Genomic DNA, 19,454 nt, shown 5'->3' on the forward strand with positions numbered 1-19,454 from the left:
AAGTGGCAGAACTCAAAGTGGCTTGAGTGCAACTGATCAGTTTCCTCTCACCGTAGTAACAAAAGAAGGTTAATTCTGCCGCCGCGCTCAGTAAGCCTGCAGCCATTGTTTGACCTGACGCTGGAGTAACAAAAATTCTTGACTATCACTCCTCACCTAACCGATAGGCGATCGCACGAGACCCTCATCTACTCTGTTGAGTCTGGGTATTTGCTCAACAACTCCACAAATATAGAGGACATTGAGCTCTCGCTGGAAAGGCGATCCGCATAGATGCTCGATCACCTCACAGCTTAATAGCGGCATTGAGAATTTGCCGCGTCAGTCACTATTCGTGTTACATTTACAGAAAAGATAATGTAACACGAATAGCGATGCCATCCCTTCAAAGCTTGCAACAACGCCTCACAGCTTTAGAAGCTCAGATCGCAGGGCTGAAACAGGAGGGGGACTACCTCATCGGGGTGCGATTGGAACGCTCTGCTGCTGGCGGGACTGCTTCTCAGAGCGCCAAGCAAGACTTAAAGTACGCCAGATTAAGAGCGGGTAGAGGGAAACTCCTCCCGAATGGTAAAAAGAGCATGTATGTGCCCGTGAGAGATATTGCTCGCTATGACGCGGCTTGCCGCCGAGGAGAACAAATTCAGAAACTCGAGCGCGAACTCAATCAACTGCAAGCTCAAATCGTCAAGCTAGAACCGTCCCCATACCGCAGCTTGAGAGGCGGTAAGCCTCATCAACGCTCTGCACACGAGCAGTATTCAAAGCACAACGAGACGCCATCAACCGCCATTCTGGAAGTGGCACCCCCTCCAGTGCCGATCGCACCTGCTGCCATTCTCGTGCTGTACCGCCAACAGACCAACGCTCCCGTTCATGCCGTCGCTGCCGAAGTGTGGCAGGAAAATCAACCGATTGCGGTGGTACCCGCAATTCACTGCATGGGCCTCAAAGGCGATCGCGTCAGTGCGTATATCAAGGAAATGCTGGCATCCCTAGCTCAGCAGTTTGGTGTGACTCGATTCGAGGATGTAATTAAGGAAGTACCAGTGGCACAGTGTCCCATCGAACCCTGTCCCTTGAGAGTGTAGTGGATCAATATGCCAGCACAGCACTCCCAGCACCCTCTCACCCAGGCCATTGAGCAAGCGATCGCTAACCCCGCTGCGGCCAACTTGAAAGCGCTGTTGGAAGAATTAGAGTGCATCTCGCCGAGCTTACCGGAGGCGGAGCAATTACAGGTTGCAGAGGATGTACTGGCTCAGCTAATTGATATCTATGTCTGCCGAGCCGAGCAGCTCCTCGATGGCTAGAAGGAACAATACGACTCGAGCCCCTGGGAGCCTATCTTGAGCGCAGACCTGTTGCAAGAGGTGGTGTGGCTCAGTATAACGTTACTCTGGATGAGCTACTGCCCGCAGCGGTACCTAAACCGCAGACTCCTCAATCGGCTAATCCCGTTGTCGGTCTCGTGGCGCAAACGAATTTGCTGGAGTTCTTAAACCAAATCCACCTAGAGCAAGCTCAGAACTCAGCCATAGATATGGCGCATGAGGAAGATGTCACCACCTGGATTCAAGCGATCGCCCAATGCCTACAGCAGCATCCTCAGCTCCAGGTTTCATTACTAGAGATTCAGCGATCGCTCCAGATGCCCCTAATTCAGATTTGGCTTGCCCTGTTACCCGGGGAGTTTAGCCTGGAGCAACAAGGAGACTTTTAGCAGCTAGAAGGTATCAAGGTGTCCTGCAAAACAACCCAAGTAAATTCGCGGCTGCGATCAGCGATGAGTTAGTGTATCAGTGCAATCATAAAAGTGACGGTTGAAACAGTCCAAAAATCACCTTAAGGACGTATGATTTTTCTAACTCACCAGTAACTTCGTATTTCTACTAATTTCCCGTGGCTCAAAAGCTTGCAATCTTCAATATGAAGGGGGGCGTTGGCAAGTCTGCCACCGCTACCAACCTTGCTGCCGGTCTTGTTAAGTTCAAGAAGAAAAAAAGAGTTTTGCTGGTTGATATTGATCCCCAGGGAACATCTGGTGCTTCTCTTGGTATCCCTATTTGGAAGTTAGAGACCCAATTAAAAGATGTATTACAGAGTGCTCCTGAGGAAACCCAGACATTGTTGAAAGCGGCAATAGTCTCAACCCCAGATGGAGTTGATATCTTGCCATCTAACATTCTGCTAGCAGTCGAAGAAATTGCTATCTCAGGCTTACCGGGGCGAGAAAATTTACTGAAGCGTGCGCTTAGCGCGATCGAGGCGCAATACGATTGTATTTTGATTGATTGTCCTCCCAATATCGGGGTCTTCTCCATTAACGCCTTAAAGGCTAGCGATGGCGTCTTGGTTCCAGTCGATATGAGCTATGTTGGGTTGCTAGGCATCCGAGGCGTCGAATACGCTTTCGACTTAGTAAAGAATTTTCTAGAACATGAAATCCGAATTGTAGGGGTTTTAGCCACCCGGTATGATGGTCGCAAAAACATTAGTCGAGACGTTTTGAAATCCCTTCAAGATCACTTTGGGGATCGCATGTTTAAGACTATCATTCCAGATACCGTTAAGATTTCGGAAGCTCCAAGCTTTGGGAGCTCGATTTTTGAGCATGACCCTAATGGTGCTGGAGCAAAAGCCTACCGAGAATTAATGAACGAGGTACTCAAGCGTTGGTAAAGCGAAAAAGTGGATTGGGAATTAATCCGTTCGAAGTTGAACTTGGAATCTTCACACCCACCGAATCAACGACGAAGGTTCAAAGCTCTACAGAACAGTCTTTAATCGAGTTATCCAGAATTATTCTCTCCCAGCAGCAGCCACGTCGGTACTTCGACCCCGACAAAATGCAGCATTTAATTCAATCTGTTCAGGAGCATGGAATTCTAGAGCCGCTACTGGTACGTCCTCTATCAGCCAATAATTACGAACTGGTTGCAGGAGAACGACGTTATCGCGCCGCTCAAGCAGTTGGCTTAGCTCACGTTCCAGTTGTGGTTCGTGAGCTCACCGATCCAGAAGCCCTGCAATTAGCTCTCATCGAAAACTTGCAGCGCGAAGATTTAAATCCAGTCGAAGAAACAGAGGGAGTCATCAACCTTCTGGCTCTAGAGCTTAAAGTTCATACTCAAGAGGTTCCCTCGCTACTTCATCGGCTAGCCAAATCTTCCGACAACGTTGTCGGAAACGAACAACAAGCTCAAATCCAACTGATTGAAAATGTGTTTCAATCAGTTGGACGGATGACTTGGGAATCATTTTCCAGCCATCGTCTACCTCTTCTGAACCTGCCCAATACTATTTTAGAAGCGCTACGTCAGGGGCAGATTGAGTACACTAAGGCTCGAGCAATTGCACGGCTAAAAGATGAAACTCAACGTCAAGCTTTGTTAGAAGCAGCGATCGCGGATAATCTCTCACTTGCGCAAATTCGAGAGCGTATTCAGGCCAGCCCAGCCGCAACTCCAAAAACCCCATCTCTTAAAGAACGGATGGGGGACGCGACCCGGAGATTACAAAAAGCCAAGATTTGGAATGATTCCAAAAAACAAAAGCAATTAGAGAAGCTACTCGCGCAGATAGAATCACTCCTGCAAGAGGGGCCAGAATAGGGCTAGGCTAACGCTTCAACCTCAGAGAATCAATGTCTATAGATAGTTCCTCTCAAGAAACAAATTTTCAGAATTCTTCGATAATCGAGCACTTCAGAGCCGACGCTGCGTTCATCTCCAAATTGCTGTTCTCTCTGAATGACTTGCAGGAGCGGTTCTCGTTCTCTACCAACTTGCAACATAGGGTATTGAAGAGCTAATCTCTGGGCTTGAGAAAACCGATGAGCCTGACATAAAGCTTCTGCTTTTAAGGCAATGGGAGTCATCCAAGAGGGCGATACTCTAAAGTGGCTACCGAGTTGCTCAATGGCACCTACAAACATATCAGCGCGATCCACACTGCTACGAGGATTGAAGCAGTGGCGAAGCGCATGCAGGCTTTCGGGGGTGGGCGATCGCAAGTCACCCTGTTCACTGATATAACGCTGTATGAGACTAAAACATTCAGCAGCCAGTGCAATCCTACGGGGAAAACAACTTCGTTGGGTATCAGCCGTTCTGAAAAGTGCCTCTAGATGGGGACTAGCCATCGAACTATGTACTTGTAAGAGAGCCGCAAAAGCTGATTCTGCCCACTCGAATTGAGGGGAACTCGCTGAAGCACATTGCTCAATATATCGCTTGAGCCGTTCTGGTAATTGCCTGCAAATCGCGAGCCAGCTCTCATGCACTGAGAGTTCTAGCTCGGCTTGATGGATTTTTGCGTTAACAATTGCCTCTAATTGATCAAGGACAGGCGAGGCTATTTCGCCCGCAATCTCCGATGAGTGTTGCAGTAAGCGTGTGAATAAAGAAGACGGAATTGCTTGATAAGTTGCAGGTGGAAACAGCCTGAACCATTTGTCTAGTTCTGTAGCGTTCCTAGGCTGAAAAAAGACGGCTAAAGCAGCAAGAACTGTTTCTAAGTCATTTGCTTCAGCATCAATCTCATCAATGTAGGTTAGGAGAGGAGAAATCATGTTTTGTAGCACTTCTGGGGCAAGCGGCTCACCTTCTACGAGAGCCATGAGAGCTAACTCTAGAACGGGTTGTACCTCTTGAGGGTCATGAAGCAATAAGGAACTGGCAATAAGAGCTGCTAGATGAGGGTGAACCTTGAGGGCCGGAACACCAATCCGTGAAACGAGTTGCTCTGCATCTGTTGAAGTGATTTGTTGGGCGATCGACCCGCCATCGGTCGCTAAATAGTTAACCACTTGCTCTGGACGTTGTTGGTCACCGGCTGCCGTTGGGTTGACCCAGGCACACAGTAGACCCATGACCACTGAAGGCTGGGATTGAGCGCTGCAAATCTCTATCTCTTGCAAGATATCCTGCCAAGACCAGTCAGCAATCCCAGCAGAAGTATAGAACTCTGTCGCTTCGAGGGCATCGGAGCTTAGACGTGCCAGCGCCATCAAGCACGCTTGATGCTGATCGGGATTTTCTAAGATGCCGTCGGGGGCATGCAGTTCTTTTAGACGGGTATATAAATGAATTAATTCAGCCTGCTGGGATGGATCTGATTCAAGCATCGTAATGAGGCTGCTAATTCTCCATGCTTCTTCCTCGGGCCAATTCAATCGATGGCATAGTTGTATTTGTAACTGGTAGAGATCGGGTTCATCAGGCAATAGCTCCTGGGCGTTGGCGAGGCACTGCCACACGACTCGACTTTGATCTTCATTGCGGCTGAGACGAACTAACCGTTTGGCGTTGGCTAAAAATTCCTGAGGTTGCAGCGCAAACATTCCCTCAACCATTGCTTTCAGCCGGATCAGCAAGGCAGCGTGATGATCTGGCGTATCTTGTAACAACCGCCCTGACCAGCCTTCCACATACTGAGTTAGCGATCGCCCCAGTGCTTCCTCTTGTTGGATAGCAGTAAACAATTCATGGATCAGGATTTCGGGTGGAAAAGATTCTATAAAATGTTCCGTTTGGTCAAGGAGTGCTTCTGTTCCAGGCTGCAGCCGAACCACGACCTGACGACGTTGCTCAATCGTGTATTGCTCAAAATTTTCATCAGGAAGGCAACCATTGCAACTCAGGCAATTGCCATCCCGAATCACCTCATAGCTTTTGAGGTAACCCAGCATCACAGCTCGTAGACAGCGCTTGAGCTTGGGGTTACGGAGAATGGTTCCATCCTCGCCAACCCCCACATAGCTAGTCAGTAAACGCCGATAAGAAGCCCAGTCATCTGCCTCGCGTTCATTGTGCAACGCCATGAAAGCTTCCAAGTACGCCTCAAAGTTGTCCTGGTCATCAAAGGCATTGCCAGGTGAAATTTCCCATCCTGTTGAACTATTGAGTTCTTTCCAAGAAAACCAATCATCAACCGAGGGCTCTCTGCGCTTAGCTTTCGCTGCCCGCTCCTGAGCTCCCTTCTTGGAGGCTCGACTCTTAGCACCCGCATAGTCTCGCCACACTTTTAATCGTTCCGGTTCAGGCACGGATGGGCTGAGGTCAGGAGCAGGCGGAAATTTTGGGGACTCAATCCACCAGAAATCCAGTAAATCACTGTGCCAACGATGATTTGAGTTATAGCTTCCCTCGCACGCTTTAATATCGCCCAGCATGGCGGTTAGTTCATTCAGCGACATTCCCAACCGTCGAGCAAAGCTCAAAAGATCACTCTTTTCTAAAGCATCTATAAACTCTGGTTGACTCACGCCTCGCTGCCGCAAGATCTCGCCAAAATAAGCGTTGGATTTAATAATCTTGTCCCAACGACGGACCTCTGCTTTTTTAATATAGGCTCCGGTCTCTTGAACACTGCAATGAGTGTCAAATGCCTACCCACAGATGGGACATCTGGGCGAATCCGGTAGAGCGCAGCCAGAATCCGATTGATGTAACTGGTTTTCTGATTGTACGTGTAACCTCGATCGAGAATGCGCTGGTGTTCTTCAGATTCTCTACCTGCTGTTTCTCGGGGTGCAAATTCAATCCATTCATAGCGTTGAGTTAAACGCGCTAAGGATGGCTGTTGAGTACATTGATCAAAGAATGAAATCACCTCATCACTGGTGAAGTAGAGATATCGATTTACGCCCGAACGGTCTCCGTTGGGAACCGTGACGCCACGCTGGACTGTCTGAAGGAAGGCCTGCATCACTTGTACGTCTTCTCGACGAATATAGCGATCGCTGAGAAAAAACTGCTGAATATCGTGATCTGACGGTAGGGGTTTTAGCTTGCAGGTCGCCAGTCCTTCTTGATGAAGATCGATCGTCTCAACCGGGCGTTCAGGACTGTAATAGAGAATTGCCGTAGCCATCTCGCCATCGCGTCCCACCCTCCCTGCTTCCTGCGCATAAGCCTCTAAATTTGCTGTGGGCGATCGATGAATGACGAGACGAATATTGGGTTTGTCCACTCCCATCCCAAAGCCTTTAGTGGCAACCATGATGTCTCGTTGCCCTTGAATAAAGGCAGTTTGCTCTCTTTCTCGGGTTCGATGCCTGAGATCGCCCCAATCGGTAAGGTTTGCTTCGAGGTCGTCTAATTCCTCTTCTAGCCCTGAGTCGCTGCCGAGTTGAAGAGAAGCACTTTCAGCTGCCATCTTGCCATGATAGATTGCCACCCGATGATGCAGCTAGCGCTCTAGAAACGAAGCAAAGGCAGTGACTCCAGCACTCAGCCGTCCTTGCTGAGTTGATCGAGATTTGTTGATCAACCTTTGCAGGGTTTCTTGGTAGATGGGATGAGCAGACAATTGGGATAGGAGAGCTTGCTCCTGGTCTAAGAGAACGCCCCGTAGAACCAGCTTTTGTTGCTGGGAATCGTAATAAAGCTTTCCCTGTAAGGCTTTTGGAAACTGGATCGGGGGGAATTGAGGTACTTTTTCTTGAAAAGATGGTAAATAAGCCCAATCATTTTCAGGATTACCGCCCGTGTGAGGCATGAAAACAATCGCCGCACCGGGTTGTTGGTTATTGCGGTTGTCGGTTTTTAGCTGATGAAGCTCCCCTAGAATATCGTCTACCTTGTCTTCAGTACTCCCCTTCACCCGAACCACCAAATTGATTTCGGGGCGATTCGATGAGTGAACAAAGACATCCCTCGCTTGATTAAGTCCTAATTCCTCGCAGACATCTTGGCGGACTTTAGGACTCGCGGTTGCAGTTAAAGCAATGACGCAAGGATAAATCTGATGCTCTCTGAACCGGTGGCAGATATTAAGATAACTGGGACGGAAATCATGTCCCCACTGGCTAATACAATGAGCTTCGTCCATGGCCAGATAGCGAATGCCGATGCTTCGGTTAGCTCGTTGAAGGCTGTCCAATACGTATCCGCGTTCGAGTTGTTCTGGTGTGAAGTAAACCAGTTTGTAGTAGCCCAGCTCCATTCGCTGCAACCGTGCTTGCCGCTCTGCGAAGTCGATATCCCCATTGATGTAGGTTGTTAGATAGTCCAAGCCGTAGCGCCGCTTGATGCGTTGTTCAAATTGATCCACCATGAGCGATTTCAGGGGAGCAATGACAATCGTGATCCCCGGAAGCAGCATGGCAGGCAAAATAAAGCACTCACTTTTACCGCCACCTGTGGCGGCGATTCCCAAAATGTTTTGCCCTTGAAGTGAACGGCTGAGAATCCTATGCTGAAATTCTCTCATTTGGGGAAACCCAAAAAGTCGATACGCGATGTCATCGATCGCCCACTGCGCTTTGCGATCGTAATGATCCAAAAATCCTGATTCTAAAGCCAACAGCTCTTGCCCACGCAGCGCTGTGGTATCGGTCCGGATCAGTTTATAAACTCCTTGAGCGAGCTGTTTGACAAGAATATGGGATGCAGTCAAGGCTTGGCCATACCGCAGTCGCGGGATCTGAAATCCCAGTTCGCGCTCAAAGGCAATTTTGGAAACATTTGCAAACGTGGCAGGGCAGACTTTGAGATATTCCGAAAATTTCGAGCGTGCTTGATCGGGAGCGTGAGTGAATGGCTGTTTATCTTTGTAAGACCCGATGTAGCGTAGCTCAACTTGAGCAATGAGCTGATCAGGTCGCAATGCTTGAGGGGTCACCTGGCTTACTGTAGCGCTTTGTTTCGCAACAACTACATAGCTCCAGGAGAGCAGTTTGTTTTCATATTGATCGAAGCTGCGCTTATCTCCTAAATGCGGCTGACAGGCTTGGCGAAATGCTTGATACAGAGCAGTTTGGTGAAATGCTTCACGGCGTCCGTTCCAGCAGGAGGTACAGGCTTGGGGGAGTGCAGACCCAAACTCCTGGCCACAGGGGGCTAAAGTTCTGAAGTGTTCGTTCTGCTGGCAAAATTGCCTGCGCCAGCTCATGAGCGATTTTGCTGCACATTCATGACCGGGTTCGAGAACGATCGCGATCGCTTGGGCAGGAAGGTGTTGTAATAGGGTATCGAAATTTGCCTGACCTTGCTCTTGCAAATCATTCCAGACATTCGCTGCAATCACTAAATTTGGCTCGTAGTCGAAACTTAAGGTATTCTGCACCTCCAGATTCTGAAGATGCCAGGTTGCAGAAATGGCCCAGCTATGAACCAGCTGCGCAATGTCAGAGCAATCATCCAACGTTTCTGTTTGCGGCAGGCTCTGGGCTAAGTTTAGTTTTTGCTGTAATGCCTCGGCATAAGCATTGACGACTCTGGCTGCATGTCTCAGGCTACCTACACTAGCGTCTATTCCAGCCAAACTCACGCCAGTGATGGGAAAAGGTTGACCATGCAGCTGGCATACTTGTCCCCAGACGAGCAAGAAATCTAGAACTGCAATGGCTGTGGTCCCTGTCCCGACACCGATATCCAGCAGCTTGATTTGCCCTTGCAGCTGGTCATCGCGCACTAAATCCAGCAAAACGAGCTGAACCTTGCAGACATTGGTACTGAAGTAGTAAGCGAGGTACGCATTGAGAAAATCATCCGCTAAATAGTCCTGCTGCCTGAAATCTCGCTTTCCCTCGACAAAGTGAACCCACGCATAAGCGATTTCCTCAATGCGTTGGCTGTTCTGCCTGAGAATCTCATGAATCGATTCGGAGCGCTTTGCAGCGTTTGGGAATTGCTCAAACAGAACTGAAAGTTGAGCAGACTCGACAAATGGAGATAACTGCGATCGCTTTCCAGGAGCAATGAGAGTTTCTAGGGTCTGCAGGACGGCCTGACTTGCCATGCTTATATAACTCAGTGGTGAGGGAAATCCGGGGAGCTAGTTGTAGCGTTCCCTGAATGATCGCTGTCAACTCCAATTGGCTCCATCCTGTACCGAAAAAGAGTTGCTCGCTATACCCTCATTGATGTCCCCTCCCATTCAGCGTGGAGCAGCTGCGGTAACACCCCTCATGTAATGACTCTGAAGGTGAGGTTGATTCTAGGTTTGACAAGCTTGGCGGTTTTAGAGATCTGATGTTGCCAGAAATGCTGAGTTGTCCCCCGCATGAGCAGAAAACTGCCATGAGTTAAGTCAATTGAGACTTTAGCTTGTTCCTTTTGGTATTTATGCCTCAATATAAATCGCCGTGTTCCGCCAAAACTGACTGAACCAATAATCGGATTTTGCCCCAGTTCTGGCTCATCATCGCTATGCCACGCTACGCTGTCCTGCCCAGTTCGGTACTGGTTGAGCAATACGCTGTTAAATGTAACGCCTGAATGAGCTTCGACTTTGGCTTTGATCTCTAACAAAGTAGAAGTCCAAGCTGCAGGATGCATCTCAATGTCGGAGTAGATATAAGATTTGCCTGCCTCCCCATACCAAGCTGTCAGCCTGGGCAGGGGGATCGTTTTGCCGAATACATGGATATAATCCTGCTGCCACTGAATCTCTAGATCCAGTTTGGCGAACAGGCGATCGCTTTCTTCTGCGCTAAATAGCTGCTCATAGAAGACGATGTTAGCATCCGGCATTTCCCAAAGTTGAGGCAATAGCTTTGGGGGGTCTTCTACGGTTTGCCAGAGGCTCATTTGCTCGTCCACGGCGCTCCCCTTGAGATTGAATCGAATATGTTGTAGTTACTTCTGAGTCAGCTGCTGATGTTACCTGATGTCCCGAGGTAAACTCCTGAATTTGATGATTGGGGTTAGTGGCTCTGCCAGATGCAGCTCTAATAGTCGCTATCCGCGACATACATGCCCTGCACTGGATACCATTGATTGCTGTTCTCAAGCAGTGAGAGCATAGGATCTTTTCAGCATTTGATTTCGTACGACTCTCGTCTTCTACATGGGTGGGCACTCTTGTTGGTTCAACTTGGGTATGAGGCTCGTAGAAGTAACCCTTGATGAAGCACTGCTTCATTCTACAGCTCGGCGGCTATTCCCAGATGGTCGAGATTTTACACAACTATACTCGTTGCTAATACCGCACTCTCTTAGCCCTCAATCCAGAGAAAATCATCGGGCTCAACCCCTATGTGACACTTCAAAGAGCGGAATGTCGGATACAAGCAGATTCGTAAGTAGATAATGACGAAAACTAAGGTACTGTTGCAGGTGAGCTTGGTAGACTGGAGGCAGGATTTTTGAAGTCAAGTAGCAAGCCTATCTTTTTCCTGTCTTGCGTCTTGGTTCCTGAATGCACAAAGACTTTAAGCTTTCCGTTGCCCCTGAGAGGTCATCTCTTAGCAGCTAAGTTGCACGAGCGCCCCCACAATTTGGGAGTCTGATCGGTAACAGCTGATATGCCTTTTATCTCTATGCATAAAACTTACCTTGAACTCCTGAGTCCTATTAAAAGGAGTAAACAAGTTTGGAGGATTATGGTTGGTATACTTACAATTCATGCATTAGTTCAACAGGCTATTGAGTCGGGGTATTTGACCCTTGCAGTGGAGGCGCAACTCCGGCGATTATCACAACACCAACGCAGTCGAGAAAATATCTATGCTCTGATGAAATTACAGCGAGGAGTGATGGAAGGAGAAGTCAAACAGGAGTCTCATCAATCGAGATACCAGCAGGTAGCAAACGTCGGTCAAGACGCGGAGTCTGCTTAGAGGATGAAGCGGCTCAGTATTCAATCAAACCATGCTTACAAACTATACTTAAATTCAATCTCAGCAAATGTACTGCTGCTACGAGGGTGCCTTATGCAATTTATTAACTTCTTTGCTTGCTTCAACTCCTTACCGAAACAGCAGTACTCTCTAGCAGGAACCTTACTCTTCAGTTTAGTCTTAAATAATACCCCGGCAGTACTAGCCCAAATTCAACCTGATAACAGCCTGGGTTCTGAAACTTCAACAGTGAGCCCGACTTTGCAGATTCGCGGAATACCTGCTGTGCAAATAGAAGGGGGCGCAATCCGGGGGGACAATCTGTTTCACAGTTTTCGAGAGTTCAATATTACCGAAGGAACAGGTGCTTATTTTATCAATCCGATCGGGGTGTTTAACATCTTTAGTCGGGTGACAGGTAGTGACCCTTCTCGGATCATGGGCGTTCTAGGTGTTTTAGGAGATGCTAACTTATTTTTGCTTAATCCTCACGGGATCTTATTTGGGCCTCATGCTCGTCTAGATATTACAGGCTCACTTTCAGCCAGTACGGGCGATCGCTGGTTGTTTGACAATGGTTATGTGTTCAGTGCTAGCAATCCACAAGCCCCTCCTCTGCTCACAAGCCAAGTTCCCGTTGGGTTGCAGTATGGTTCTGTCGGTTCAACCAAAATTAGCAATGCAGGCATCTTGAGTGTTGGCAAAGATTTAATACTCGCAGGTGGGAGCGTTACCAGCACTGGACAACTCCAAGCACCAAATGGCAATGTGCGAGTAGAAGCGGTCTCTGGGGATGCAGAGGTACGACAGTTACAAGCCCATTCGGCAACGCTGTATGCCTCCCAAGACCTCAACCTAGTTGAAAGCCAATTATTCACCCAAACTGACCTCAGCTTGCAAGCTCAAGATACTGTCAAAATGCGAGATAGTCTGCTGAATCCCCTAGTGATCCAGTCAGGAGAGATACTATCTGTTCAAGGTGATCAGGCGATTGATATTTTTGCCCTTAATCATCCTGAGAGCGGGTTGATGGCTGGAGGAGATTTAATCTTGCGATCGCAAAATCAAGTGGGTGGAGATGCCCACTACTGGACAGGTGGCAACTTCCGCATTGAGCAGCTAGATGGAACTTTAGGAGATCTCTACAGCCCTCACGACCCGATCATTCGTGCCAGTGGTGATGTGAACTTTGATGCTTATTCTGGAGCTTCTCTCCATATTCTAGCTGGGGGACAGGTCAATATTCGAGGAGGTGTCTTAATTATAGGGAGCGATCCAGACCTCAGCCGCACTATTAATCCAATCGCAACGCCCAATGAAGCTACAGTTCGCTTGTCCGATGGTTCCTCAACAACGATTAATGGCACGCAGTTTCCAACGCTGGATATCCGGGCTGGAACGACAGCTTTTGGCTCTACCGGAATTGTCAATGCTTCAACATTGGCTCCTGTGAGTAGGCTTAGTCCTGGGTTTACTATATTAGAGCAGCCCAGCGCGCCTCCAGATATCAACATTGGGGACATTGTCATGGCAGCCCCCAATGGAAGGATTCTACTGACCAACCAATACAGGCCTAATAGTGCGGTGGAAGGTGACATTAATTTCAATCTCAATTCCACTCTAGTCTTTAATGGCATCAATACCCCGCTTGCGGTCATTCCTGGGGTTGGTACTACAAGTGTTAATAGTGGAAGCATCAGCGAGATGGTGATTGACGCTCGGGGCACAGCCAACATTAATGCACCGATTAATCTTTCATCTTCTACAGGGGACGCTGGGAAACTTACGGTATTGGCTAAAGAAGGAATTTTGATCAATCGTGACATTGCTAGCAACACAGCAGGGGTAGGTAGTGCAGGCAACATCGATCTCAGCGCTCCCGAGGTGACACTTCAGAATAGAGCCAAGGTATCGGTAGACACTGCCAACATAGGAGCAGCAGGCAACATCAACATCAGAAGTTCAAATCAGGTCACGATTCAAGAGGGCGTGAAAGTATCAGCAAATACGACGGGTACGGGAAATGCAGGGGCGATCGCCATTAACAATGCCAATCAAGTGACCATTCGCGATGGTGCTGATGTTTCGGTGAATACCTTTGGAGAAGGGACAGGAGGAACAATCACAGTTAATAGTCGCCAGCTAGATTTACAGAATACAGGGCAACTTTCGGCAATTACTGGAAATCCAACGCTACCAGCTAATGACGGGTTTGGCGGAACGATCGATCTGAATGTGAGCGATCGGGTCACCCTAGACCGAGGATTCATCTTCACAGGTAGCAATAGTCTAGGTAATGCGGGTAGCTTCACTGTTAGCACCCAGAAATTTATAGCCCAAGGGGGTTCGCTAATCTCGGCTTCCAGTCTAAATTCAGGGCAAGCTGGCACCGTCACCCTAAATGCGCCTAATGGCTCTATTGAGTTTATTGGCAACGATCGCTTTGAGATTGCTCCCAGTAATGTTGTGGTGCCAACAACGCTCTCCCTCGGTGCCTTTGGTAATGGGGAAGCTGGCAGTTTAGCAATCAATACTCGGCGACTGACCATTCGAGATGGTGCACAAGTTTATGGCTCTGTCGGGGCTGGTAGCCCGAGTGGAGGGTTTGCCGCAGATGTAACAGTGAACGCTATCGAATCAGTCCGAGTCGTGGGAGCAACACCCGATCGTACTCTTTCTAGCCGCTTATCGTCGGATACTTTTGGGAATGCCAATGCAGGGACTTTGACGATCAATACTCCACTTTTATCAGTGCTAGACGGGGGGCAAATCTCCGCTGGGACAACCGGGTCTGGTGAGGCAGGGCGATTAACCGTCAAGTCTGGCCAGGTGCAGGTTAGTGGACAAGCCAATGCAAGTACCCTCAGCCGCATCACCTTTGACTCTTTCGGAGCCGGAGACGCTGGCGGGTTGAATATTCAAACATCACAACTCCAGGTAACACAAGGTGGAAAAATCTCTGCCACAGCTGGAGGAACGGGTCGGGGTGGTGTCATTGACATTGTTGCACCAGGTGGATCGGTGCAGATAGATGGGGCGGGTAGTGGGCTGTTTTTCGACAGTCAAGGAGCCGGAAACGCACGAGGAATTAACATCACTACAGGAGAATTGCAAGTTTATAACAAGGGAGAGATCACTGTTAGCAGTACTAGCACAGGAAATGCAGGAGATATTCAAGTCACTTCCGATAGGGTGGCGATCGCAGACGGAGGTCAGTTAGCCGCAACAATTAATGCAGGTCGAGGTGGAAATATTGATATTAAAACAGGAGACTTGTTGCTCACCAATAATGGACAGATAAGCGTCAATAGCAACGTGACTGGTAGTGCAGGTAATGTTCAAATCGTCGCTGATACCCTTCAGGTAACCGACAGAGCTAAGCTCACTGCCACCATTAACTCTGGACAAGGCGGCAATGTTGCACTTAATTCCAGAACCTTTACTCTTAGTAATGATGCTCTCATCAGTGTCAGCGGGGCAGAGTCTGGCACTGCTGGAGATATTGCAGTCAAAGCACAACAGGCAACGGTGACACAAGGAGCCAACCTGAGCGCCACGATCAGATCTGGCAGCGGTGGCAATATTAATGTTGATGTTGAAGAGTTAAATGTTTCCGACAACGGGCAAATCAGTGTCAGCAGCAGTGAGCTTGGAAATGCTGGCAATATTCAGGTCACTTCGGATAAGGTCGCGATCGCCAATGGTGGTAGCCTCAACGCCACGATTAATTCTGGACAAGGTGGCAATATCTCTGTGACAACTGAAGAGTTAACTCTAGCAAATCGCGGGCAGATTAGCGTTAGCAGTAATGGGTCAGGAGATGCTGGCAATATCCAAGTACAGGCAGACAATGTCTTTATGGCAGATGGTACTCGCTTAATTGCCACGATTACCTCTGGGCAAGGTGGCAATATCTCTCTCACCGTTAAAGACTCGATTCGTCTGCGGCGAGACAGTGATATCCGCACCAACGCCGTAGGTAGTGGGAATGGGGGCAATCTATTTTTGCAAGCGGGTGGGCTCATTTTTGCGGTCCTCTCAGAGGATAGCGATATTATTGCTAATGCCCCTGAAGGTCGAGGGGGAGATATTACTGCACGCGCTGAGGGAATCTTTACATTTAATGATTTTCAGGGTGAGGAAACGCCGTTGAGTGACTTTTTGAATTACGGACAGCAGAATGGAGCCCTAAACGTTGATACCCGCAATCCTCAACCCACGCCTCCACTAGATGACCGCTTAGCTGGCCCAGATATCTCACCAGCCTGTGCTCCTAATCCAGCAATTTCCAGCAGTACGACAGGAGTCACACAATTTTATCAAACCGGGCGAGGCGGCGTGAATCCTGGCCCAGGGAATACGGTAGGAGGTAGTGAAGTACAGGTTCCTTGGGGCAACATTGGCACAGAATCTAATGCCGCGAATTTTGATGCGACAGAAGCACAGATGAGCGCGATCAGGGCTGCAACGGGATGGCGGAGAAACGCCAATGGAGAGTTGGTGCTGGTTGGTCCCCGATCTGGCACTGCACTTTCATTTTGCCAATCGGGTCGTCGCTTATGATGCTTTTAAATAGGCAGCGGTTCCAGCCTGACTGCCGCTGGAATCAATTGTGCTGCTGGGCTATTGGCTTGAGCAGTGTGGGGTTAGGGTGGCTGCTCTTTCCTTCGGTCGCTAAAGCAACGGACGGGGCAACGGTTCCAGTGATACCAAATGGTGTTTTGATCAATAGCGATCGCTCAGCTCCAGCCTCTATCGCCTTAGAGTTACTGACCGAACCACCCAAGGTGATCGCTCAAACCGTTGCACCACCGCCTGCTGATTTACGCCAACCGCTCCCTCCCGCTGTCCCTACGCCTATCCCTCCCTCACAATTACCTGAGGTTCCACCATTAAAGCTTCCAGAGGATGAAACCCCTGATTCAACTTCTCCGAGTTCTGAGGCGGAACCAACAGAAGCAACTGTAAAAGTGACTCAGTTCCGCTTTGAGGGAAATACTGCTTTCTCTGATGAGCGGTTGAACCAGGAGTTGGAAGAGGCAGGCTTTCTGGAGAAACCTCTCACGTTTACCGACTTATATCGGGCGAGTAATGTCATCACCCAGTTTTATATTCGTGAGGGCTATCTGACTACCGGGGCATTTGTCCCAGAAGAGCAACCTCCACTTACATCTGATGGTGCTGCGCCAATCATTCAAGTGCTCGAAGGAAGAGTCAGCCAGATTCGAGTACAGGGTTTGCGGCGGCTAAACTCTGACTATGTTCGCTCTCGTTTGGCACTAGCAACGGGTCAGCCTTTGCATCAACCCCGATTGTTAGAGGCTTTACAGTTATTACAACTTGATCCTTTAATTGGCAGGATCTCAGCAGAACTGGCCGCCGATGTAGAACCTGGCACGAATATCCTCGATATCACAGTTCAAGAAGCGGATACGCTCAACAGTCAGGCATTTGCAAATAATGGGCGATCACCCAGTGTCGGTAGCAGTCGGCGAGGTATGAACATCACAGAAGCCAATCTGCTGGGTCTTGGAGATAGCATCGGTGTGACATATACCAATACCCAAGGTAGTGATGCAATTGACCTGAGCTACACTCTACCCATCAATCCACGCAATGGCACCTTAAGTCTCAATTATGGTGACGCTGAAAGTTATGTAGTTGAGGAACCGTTCGATGTTTTAGACATCACTTCACGGTCAAAGTACTATCAGGTCACTCTGCGTCAACCTTTGGTACTCAAACCTCAAAATGAGTTCGCCCTTGGTTTAACGGCAGTTCATACTAACAACGAGACTTCTTTACTTGGAGACCCTTTTGCGCTCACTCCGGGTGCCAATGACCAGGGAGAGACGAGTGTCTCCGCATTACGCTTTTTTCAAGAATATACCCATCGCAGTCGTCATCAAGCCATTGCTCTACGATCGCAATTCAGCGTTGGGCTCAATGCTTTAGGGTCTACCATCAACGATCAGCCACCTGACAGCCGCTTTTTTTCTTGGCGAGGGCAAGCGCAATGGGTGCAGTTATTGGGTCGCCCAACAACTAGTCTCTCTGTAGCGCCTACTTTATTAGTCCGTGGCGACATTCAGTTAGCCGATCGCCCTTTATTATCTGTAGAACAGTTTGGGTTAGGTGGGTTTGGCAGTGTGCGGGGATACCGTCAAGATGCCTTGCTGAGTGATAGTGGAGCCTTTGCTTCCGCAGAAGTTCGCCTGCCTATTTTACAGATTCCAGAGTGGCAGACAGCAGTACAGCTTATTCCGTTCGTAGATGCAGGCGTGGGCTGGAACCAAGGAAATCGTCTGAACCCTGATCCAGATCATTTAGCTGCCATCGGTTTAGGTGTACAACTACTTCAGGGTAATAACTTTAGTGCTCGTTTAGACTGGGGTATTCCTTTAATCAGGGTGGATTCAAGTAAACGCACATGGCAAGAAAGTGGGCTGTATTTCTCAGTCGAGTTCAATCCTTTTTAGCGATTCATCGCAAAAGCTGGTTGATCAAGTATGTTTTAATTTTTACCTTTGCTTGGAGTCTGACACTGCTTCCGAGCTTGCTACCCAATTTCGGATTAACAATCTCTCGCTTTAAAGCTTCGGCGATCGCACAATCGTCAGTTGCACAGCCCCCTGCTGATTCTGGTTCAATATTGAGTCAGCAAGCGCAGCAATTTTATGAACAAGGAGATCTGGAAACGGCAGTATCCAAACTAAAACAAGCGATTGAGCAATTTCGAGTGAATGGCGATACACTTCAGCAAACCCAGGCATGGAGTAATCTCTCCCTCATCCATCAAGCGAGAGCTGATTGGCGGCAAGCTGAAATTGCGATTGCCAACAGCATCCGGTTAGCACAATTGAGTTCGACGCAGACCTCATCCTGGTTATCAGTGCAGGCACAAGCGTTGGAAACTCAAGCTAAATTGAACTTTAGCATGGGACAGTTTGAGTTAGCGACGCAAGCCTGGAATCAAGCTACTCAGTACTATAGTCAAGCTAAAAATGAGCCGGGAGCGGTTCGCACTCAACTTGGACACAGCCTGACGCTCCAAGAGATGGGGTTACACCGAGAAGCCCTCAAGCAATTGCTGAAGCTGTCTGAGAATCGTCCCGCAGCCTTGACAACCGATCCGAGTTTGCAAGCCACTTGTTTGCGGAGTTTGGGTAATGCAGTCCGCATCGTAAGCTTTGTTGAAATTCAGGAGGCAGGACAATCCAAAACTCTAACAGTATCAGAGTTGGGGCAGCACTGCGGAGTGACTTTATCTGCCTCAGCAGGGACCAAAGTAGATTATCTCGATCAAGCCACTGATCTTCTGCAAAAAGCGATCGCTCTAGCTTCCTCTCCCCAAATGCGGGTAGAAATTGCCCTGTTGCTGGGTCATACAGCTCAAGATAAATTGCGACAGATTCAGGATACCTGCGAGCGACAACCGACTCAGTTTTCTAATTATTTACTAACGCAATATTTACTAACGCAAGTAAAAACCATCTCACAAGCCTATGAGCAAGCAGCTCAAAGTTCTGATGCTTTAATTTCAGCTCAAGCAAAGGTCAGCCAACTCAGTGTCTTGATCGATTTCGATCGCTGGCTCCAGCGTCAAGAAACTCAACTCCAGCAGCAAGCATCTAATCCAGAAATTCCTCATGAAAAGGCAACACTAGAGGCGATCGCAGATTTACGTCAAGACCTCAAACAGCCACTAATCAACCAGCAAGCTCAACTGCCTGATCTCATCGATCAACTCAATCGTTTATCTCCAAGTCACACAGCCTTTTATACCCGTCTGCGCCTGGCTCACAGTTTGCTACCTGTGCCCAACAGCCAAACTCGTATTGAACCAACTACGAGCCCTCAAGAACAGATGTTGGCTTTGCTGCAA

Annotated in this window: 13 protein-coding genes; 9 read left to right on the plus strand and 4 right to left on the minus strand. The window is 48.6% G+C overall.

Annotated features, from left to right (window positions below; genetic code table 11):
• Window positions 1-374 precede the first annotated feature (374 nt).
• The 5 genes from H6F68_RS09015 to H6F68_RS09035 all read left to right on the plus strand — a co-directional run bounded on the left by H6F68_RS09015 (window position 375) and on the right by H6F68_RS09035 (window position 3,614).
• Window positions 375-1,091, plus strand: a complete 717-nt coding sequence (locus H6F68_RS09015) for a hypothetical protein (protein WP_190558298.1) — start codon at window positions 375-377, stop codon at window positions 1,089-1,091.
• A 9-nt stretch (window positions 1,092-1,100) separates the two neighbouring features.
• Complete coding sequence (locus tag H6F68_RS09020) at window positions 1,101-1,313, plus strand: hypothetical protein (RefSeq protein ID WP_190558300.1); 213 nt, start codon at window positions 1,101-1,103, stop codon at window positions 1,311-1,313.
• Between the two features lie 65 nt (window positions 1,314-1,378).
• Window positions 1,379-1,723: a hypothetical protein gene (locus H6F68_RS09025; protein ID WP_190558302.1), complete on the plus strand. Its 345-nt coding sequence runs from the start codon at window positions 1,379-1,381 to the stop codon at window positions 1,721-1,723.
• Between the two features lie 179 nt (window positions 1,724-1,902).
• Window positions 1,903-2,682, plus strand: coding sequence for an AAA family ATPase (locus tag H6F68_RS09030; protein WP_190558304.1), 780 nt, complete (start codon window positions 1,903-1,905; stop codon window positions 2,680-2,682).
• Window positions 2,676-3,614 (plus strand): ParB/RepB/Spo0J family partition protein, encoded by a 939-nt coding sequence (locus H6F68_RS09035; RefSeq protein ID WP_190558306.1) that lies wholly within the window; start codon window positions 2,676-2,678, stop codon window positions 3,612-3,614. The genes H6F68_RS09030 and H6F68_RS09035 overlap by 7 nt, the downstream gene beginning before the upstream one ends.
• A 29-nt stretch (window positions 3,615-3,643) precedes the next feature.
• On the opposite strand, the gene H6F68_RS09040 is transcribed toward H6F68_RS09035, so the two are convergent.
• The 4 genes from H6F68_RS09040 to H6F68_RS09055 form a co-directional block, all read right to left on the minus strand.
• The gene (locus tag H6F68_RS09040; protein ID WP_190558308.1) at window positions 3,644-6,268 is read right to left on the minus strand and encodes a hypothetical protein; all 2,625 of its coding nucleotides are present in this window, start codon (window positions 6,266-6,268) and stop codon (window positions 3,644-3,646) included.
• On the minus strand, window positions 6,265-7,161 hold the full coding sequence (locus H6F68_RS09045) for a helicase-related protein (RefSeq protein WP_190558310.1): 897 nt from the start codon (window positions 7,159-7,161) through the stop codon (window positions 6,265-6,267). Before H6F68_RS09045 ends, H6F68_RS09040 begins: the two co-directional genes overlap by 4 nt.
• Window positions 7,162-7,194: 33 nt before the next feature.
• A complete protein-coding gene (locus H6F68_RS09050) occupies window positions 7,195-9,747 on the minus strand; it encodes a DEAD/DEAH box helicase (RefSeq protein ID WP_190558312.1) in 2,553 nt (850 codons plus the stop codon).
• 167 nt (window positions 9,748-9,914) lie between these two features.
• Complete coding sequence (locus H6F68_RS09055) at window positions 9,915-10,538, minus strand: alpha-ketoglutarate-dependent dioxygenase AlkB (protein ID WP_242065423.1); 624 nt, start codon at window positions 10,536-10,538, stop codon at window positions 9,915-9,917.
• A gap of 794 nt (window positions 10,539-11,332) precedes the next feature.
• On the opposite strand from H6F68_RS09055, the gene H6F68_RS09060 reads away from it, so the two are divergent.
• From H6F68_RS09060 to H6F68_RS09075, 4 genes are all read left to right on the plus strand, one after another.
• Entirely contained in the window at window positions 11,333-11,569 is a 237-nt protein-coding gene (locus H6F68_RS09060; RefSeq protein WP_190558314.1) for a hypothetical protein, read from the plus strand.
• Window positions 11,570-11,662: 93 nt separating this feature from the next.
• On the plus strand, window positions 11,663-16,132 hold the full coding sequence (locus H6F68_RS09065; protein ID WP_190558316.1) for a filamentous hemagglutinin N-terminal domain-containing protein: 4,470 nt from the start codon (window positions 11,663-11,665) through the stop codon (window positions 16,130-16,132).
• Window positions 16,129-18,048: a ShlB/FhaC/HecB family hemolysin secretion/activation protein gene (locus H6F68_RS09070; protein ID WP_190558318.1), complete on the plus strand. Its 1,920-nt coding sequence runs from the start codon at window positions 16,129-16,131 to the stop codon at window positions 18,046-18,048. Before H6F68_RS09065 ends, H6F68_RS09070 begins: the two co-directional genes overlap by 4 nt.
• Window positions 18,000-19,454, plus strand: a 1,455-nt coding sequence (locus H6F68_RS09075) for a lipopolysaccharide assembly protein LapB (RefSeq protein WP_190558320.1), incomplete at its 3' end; no start/stop codon positions are given. The genes H6F68_RS09070 and H6F68_RS09075, both read left to right, overlap by 49 nt.

Origin of the sequence: Trichocoleus sp. FACHB-262 (assembly GCF_014696035.1) — a bacterium.
Classification (GTDB): domain Bacteria; phylum Cyanobacteriota; class Cyanobacteriia; order FACHB-46; family FACHB-46; genus Trichocoleus.

Coding starts and splice junctions, on each gene's coding strand:
- H6F68_RS09015 (WP_190558298.1), top strand. CDS start 375: ATGCCATCCCTTCAAAGCTTGCAACAACGCCTCACAGCTTTAGAAGCT.
- H6F68_RS09020 (WP_190558300.1), top strand. CDS start 1,101: ATGCCAGCACAGCACTCCCAGCACCCTCTCACCCAGGCCATTGAGCAA.
- H6F68_RS09045 (WP_190558310.1), bottom strand. CDS start 7,161: ATGGCAGCTGAAAGTGCTTCTCTTCAACTCGGCAGCGACTCAGGGCTA.
- H6F68_RS09050 (WP_190558312.1), bottom strand. CDS start 9,747: ATGGCAAGTCAGGCCGTCCTGCAGACCCTAGAAACTCTCATTGCTCCT.
- H6F68_RS09055 (WP_242065423.1), bottom strand. CDS start 10,538: ATGAGCCTCTGGCAAACCGTAGAAGACCCCCCAAAGCTATTGCCTCAA.
- H6F68_RS09060 (WP_190558314.1), top strand. CDS start 11,333: ATGGTTGGTATACTTACAATTCATGCATTAGTTCAACAGGCTATTGAG.
- H6F68_RS09065 (WP_190558316.1), top strand. CDS start 11,663: ATGCAATTTATTAACTTCTTTGCTTGCTTCAACTCCTTACCGAAACAG.
- H6F68_RS09070 (WP_190558318.1), top strand. CDS start 16,129: ATGATGCTTTTAAATAGGCAGCGGTTCCAGCCTGACTGCCGCTGGAAT.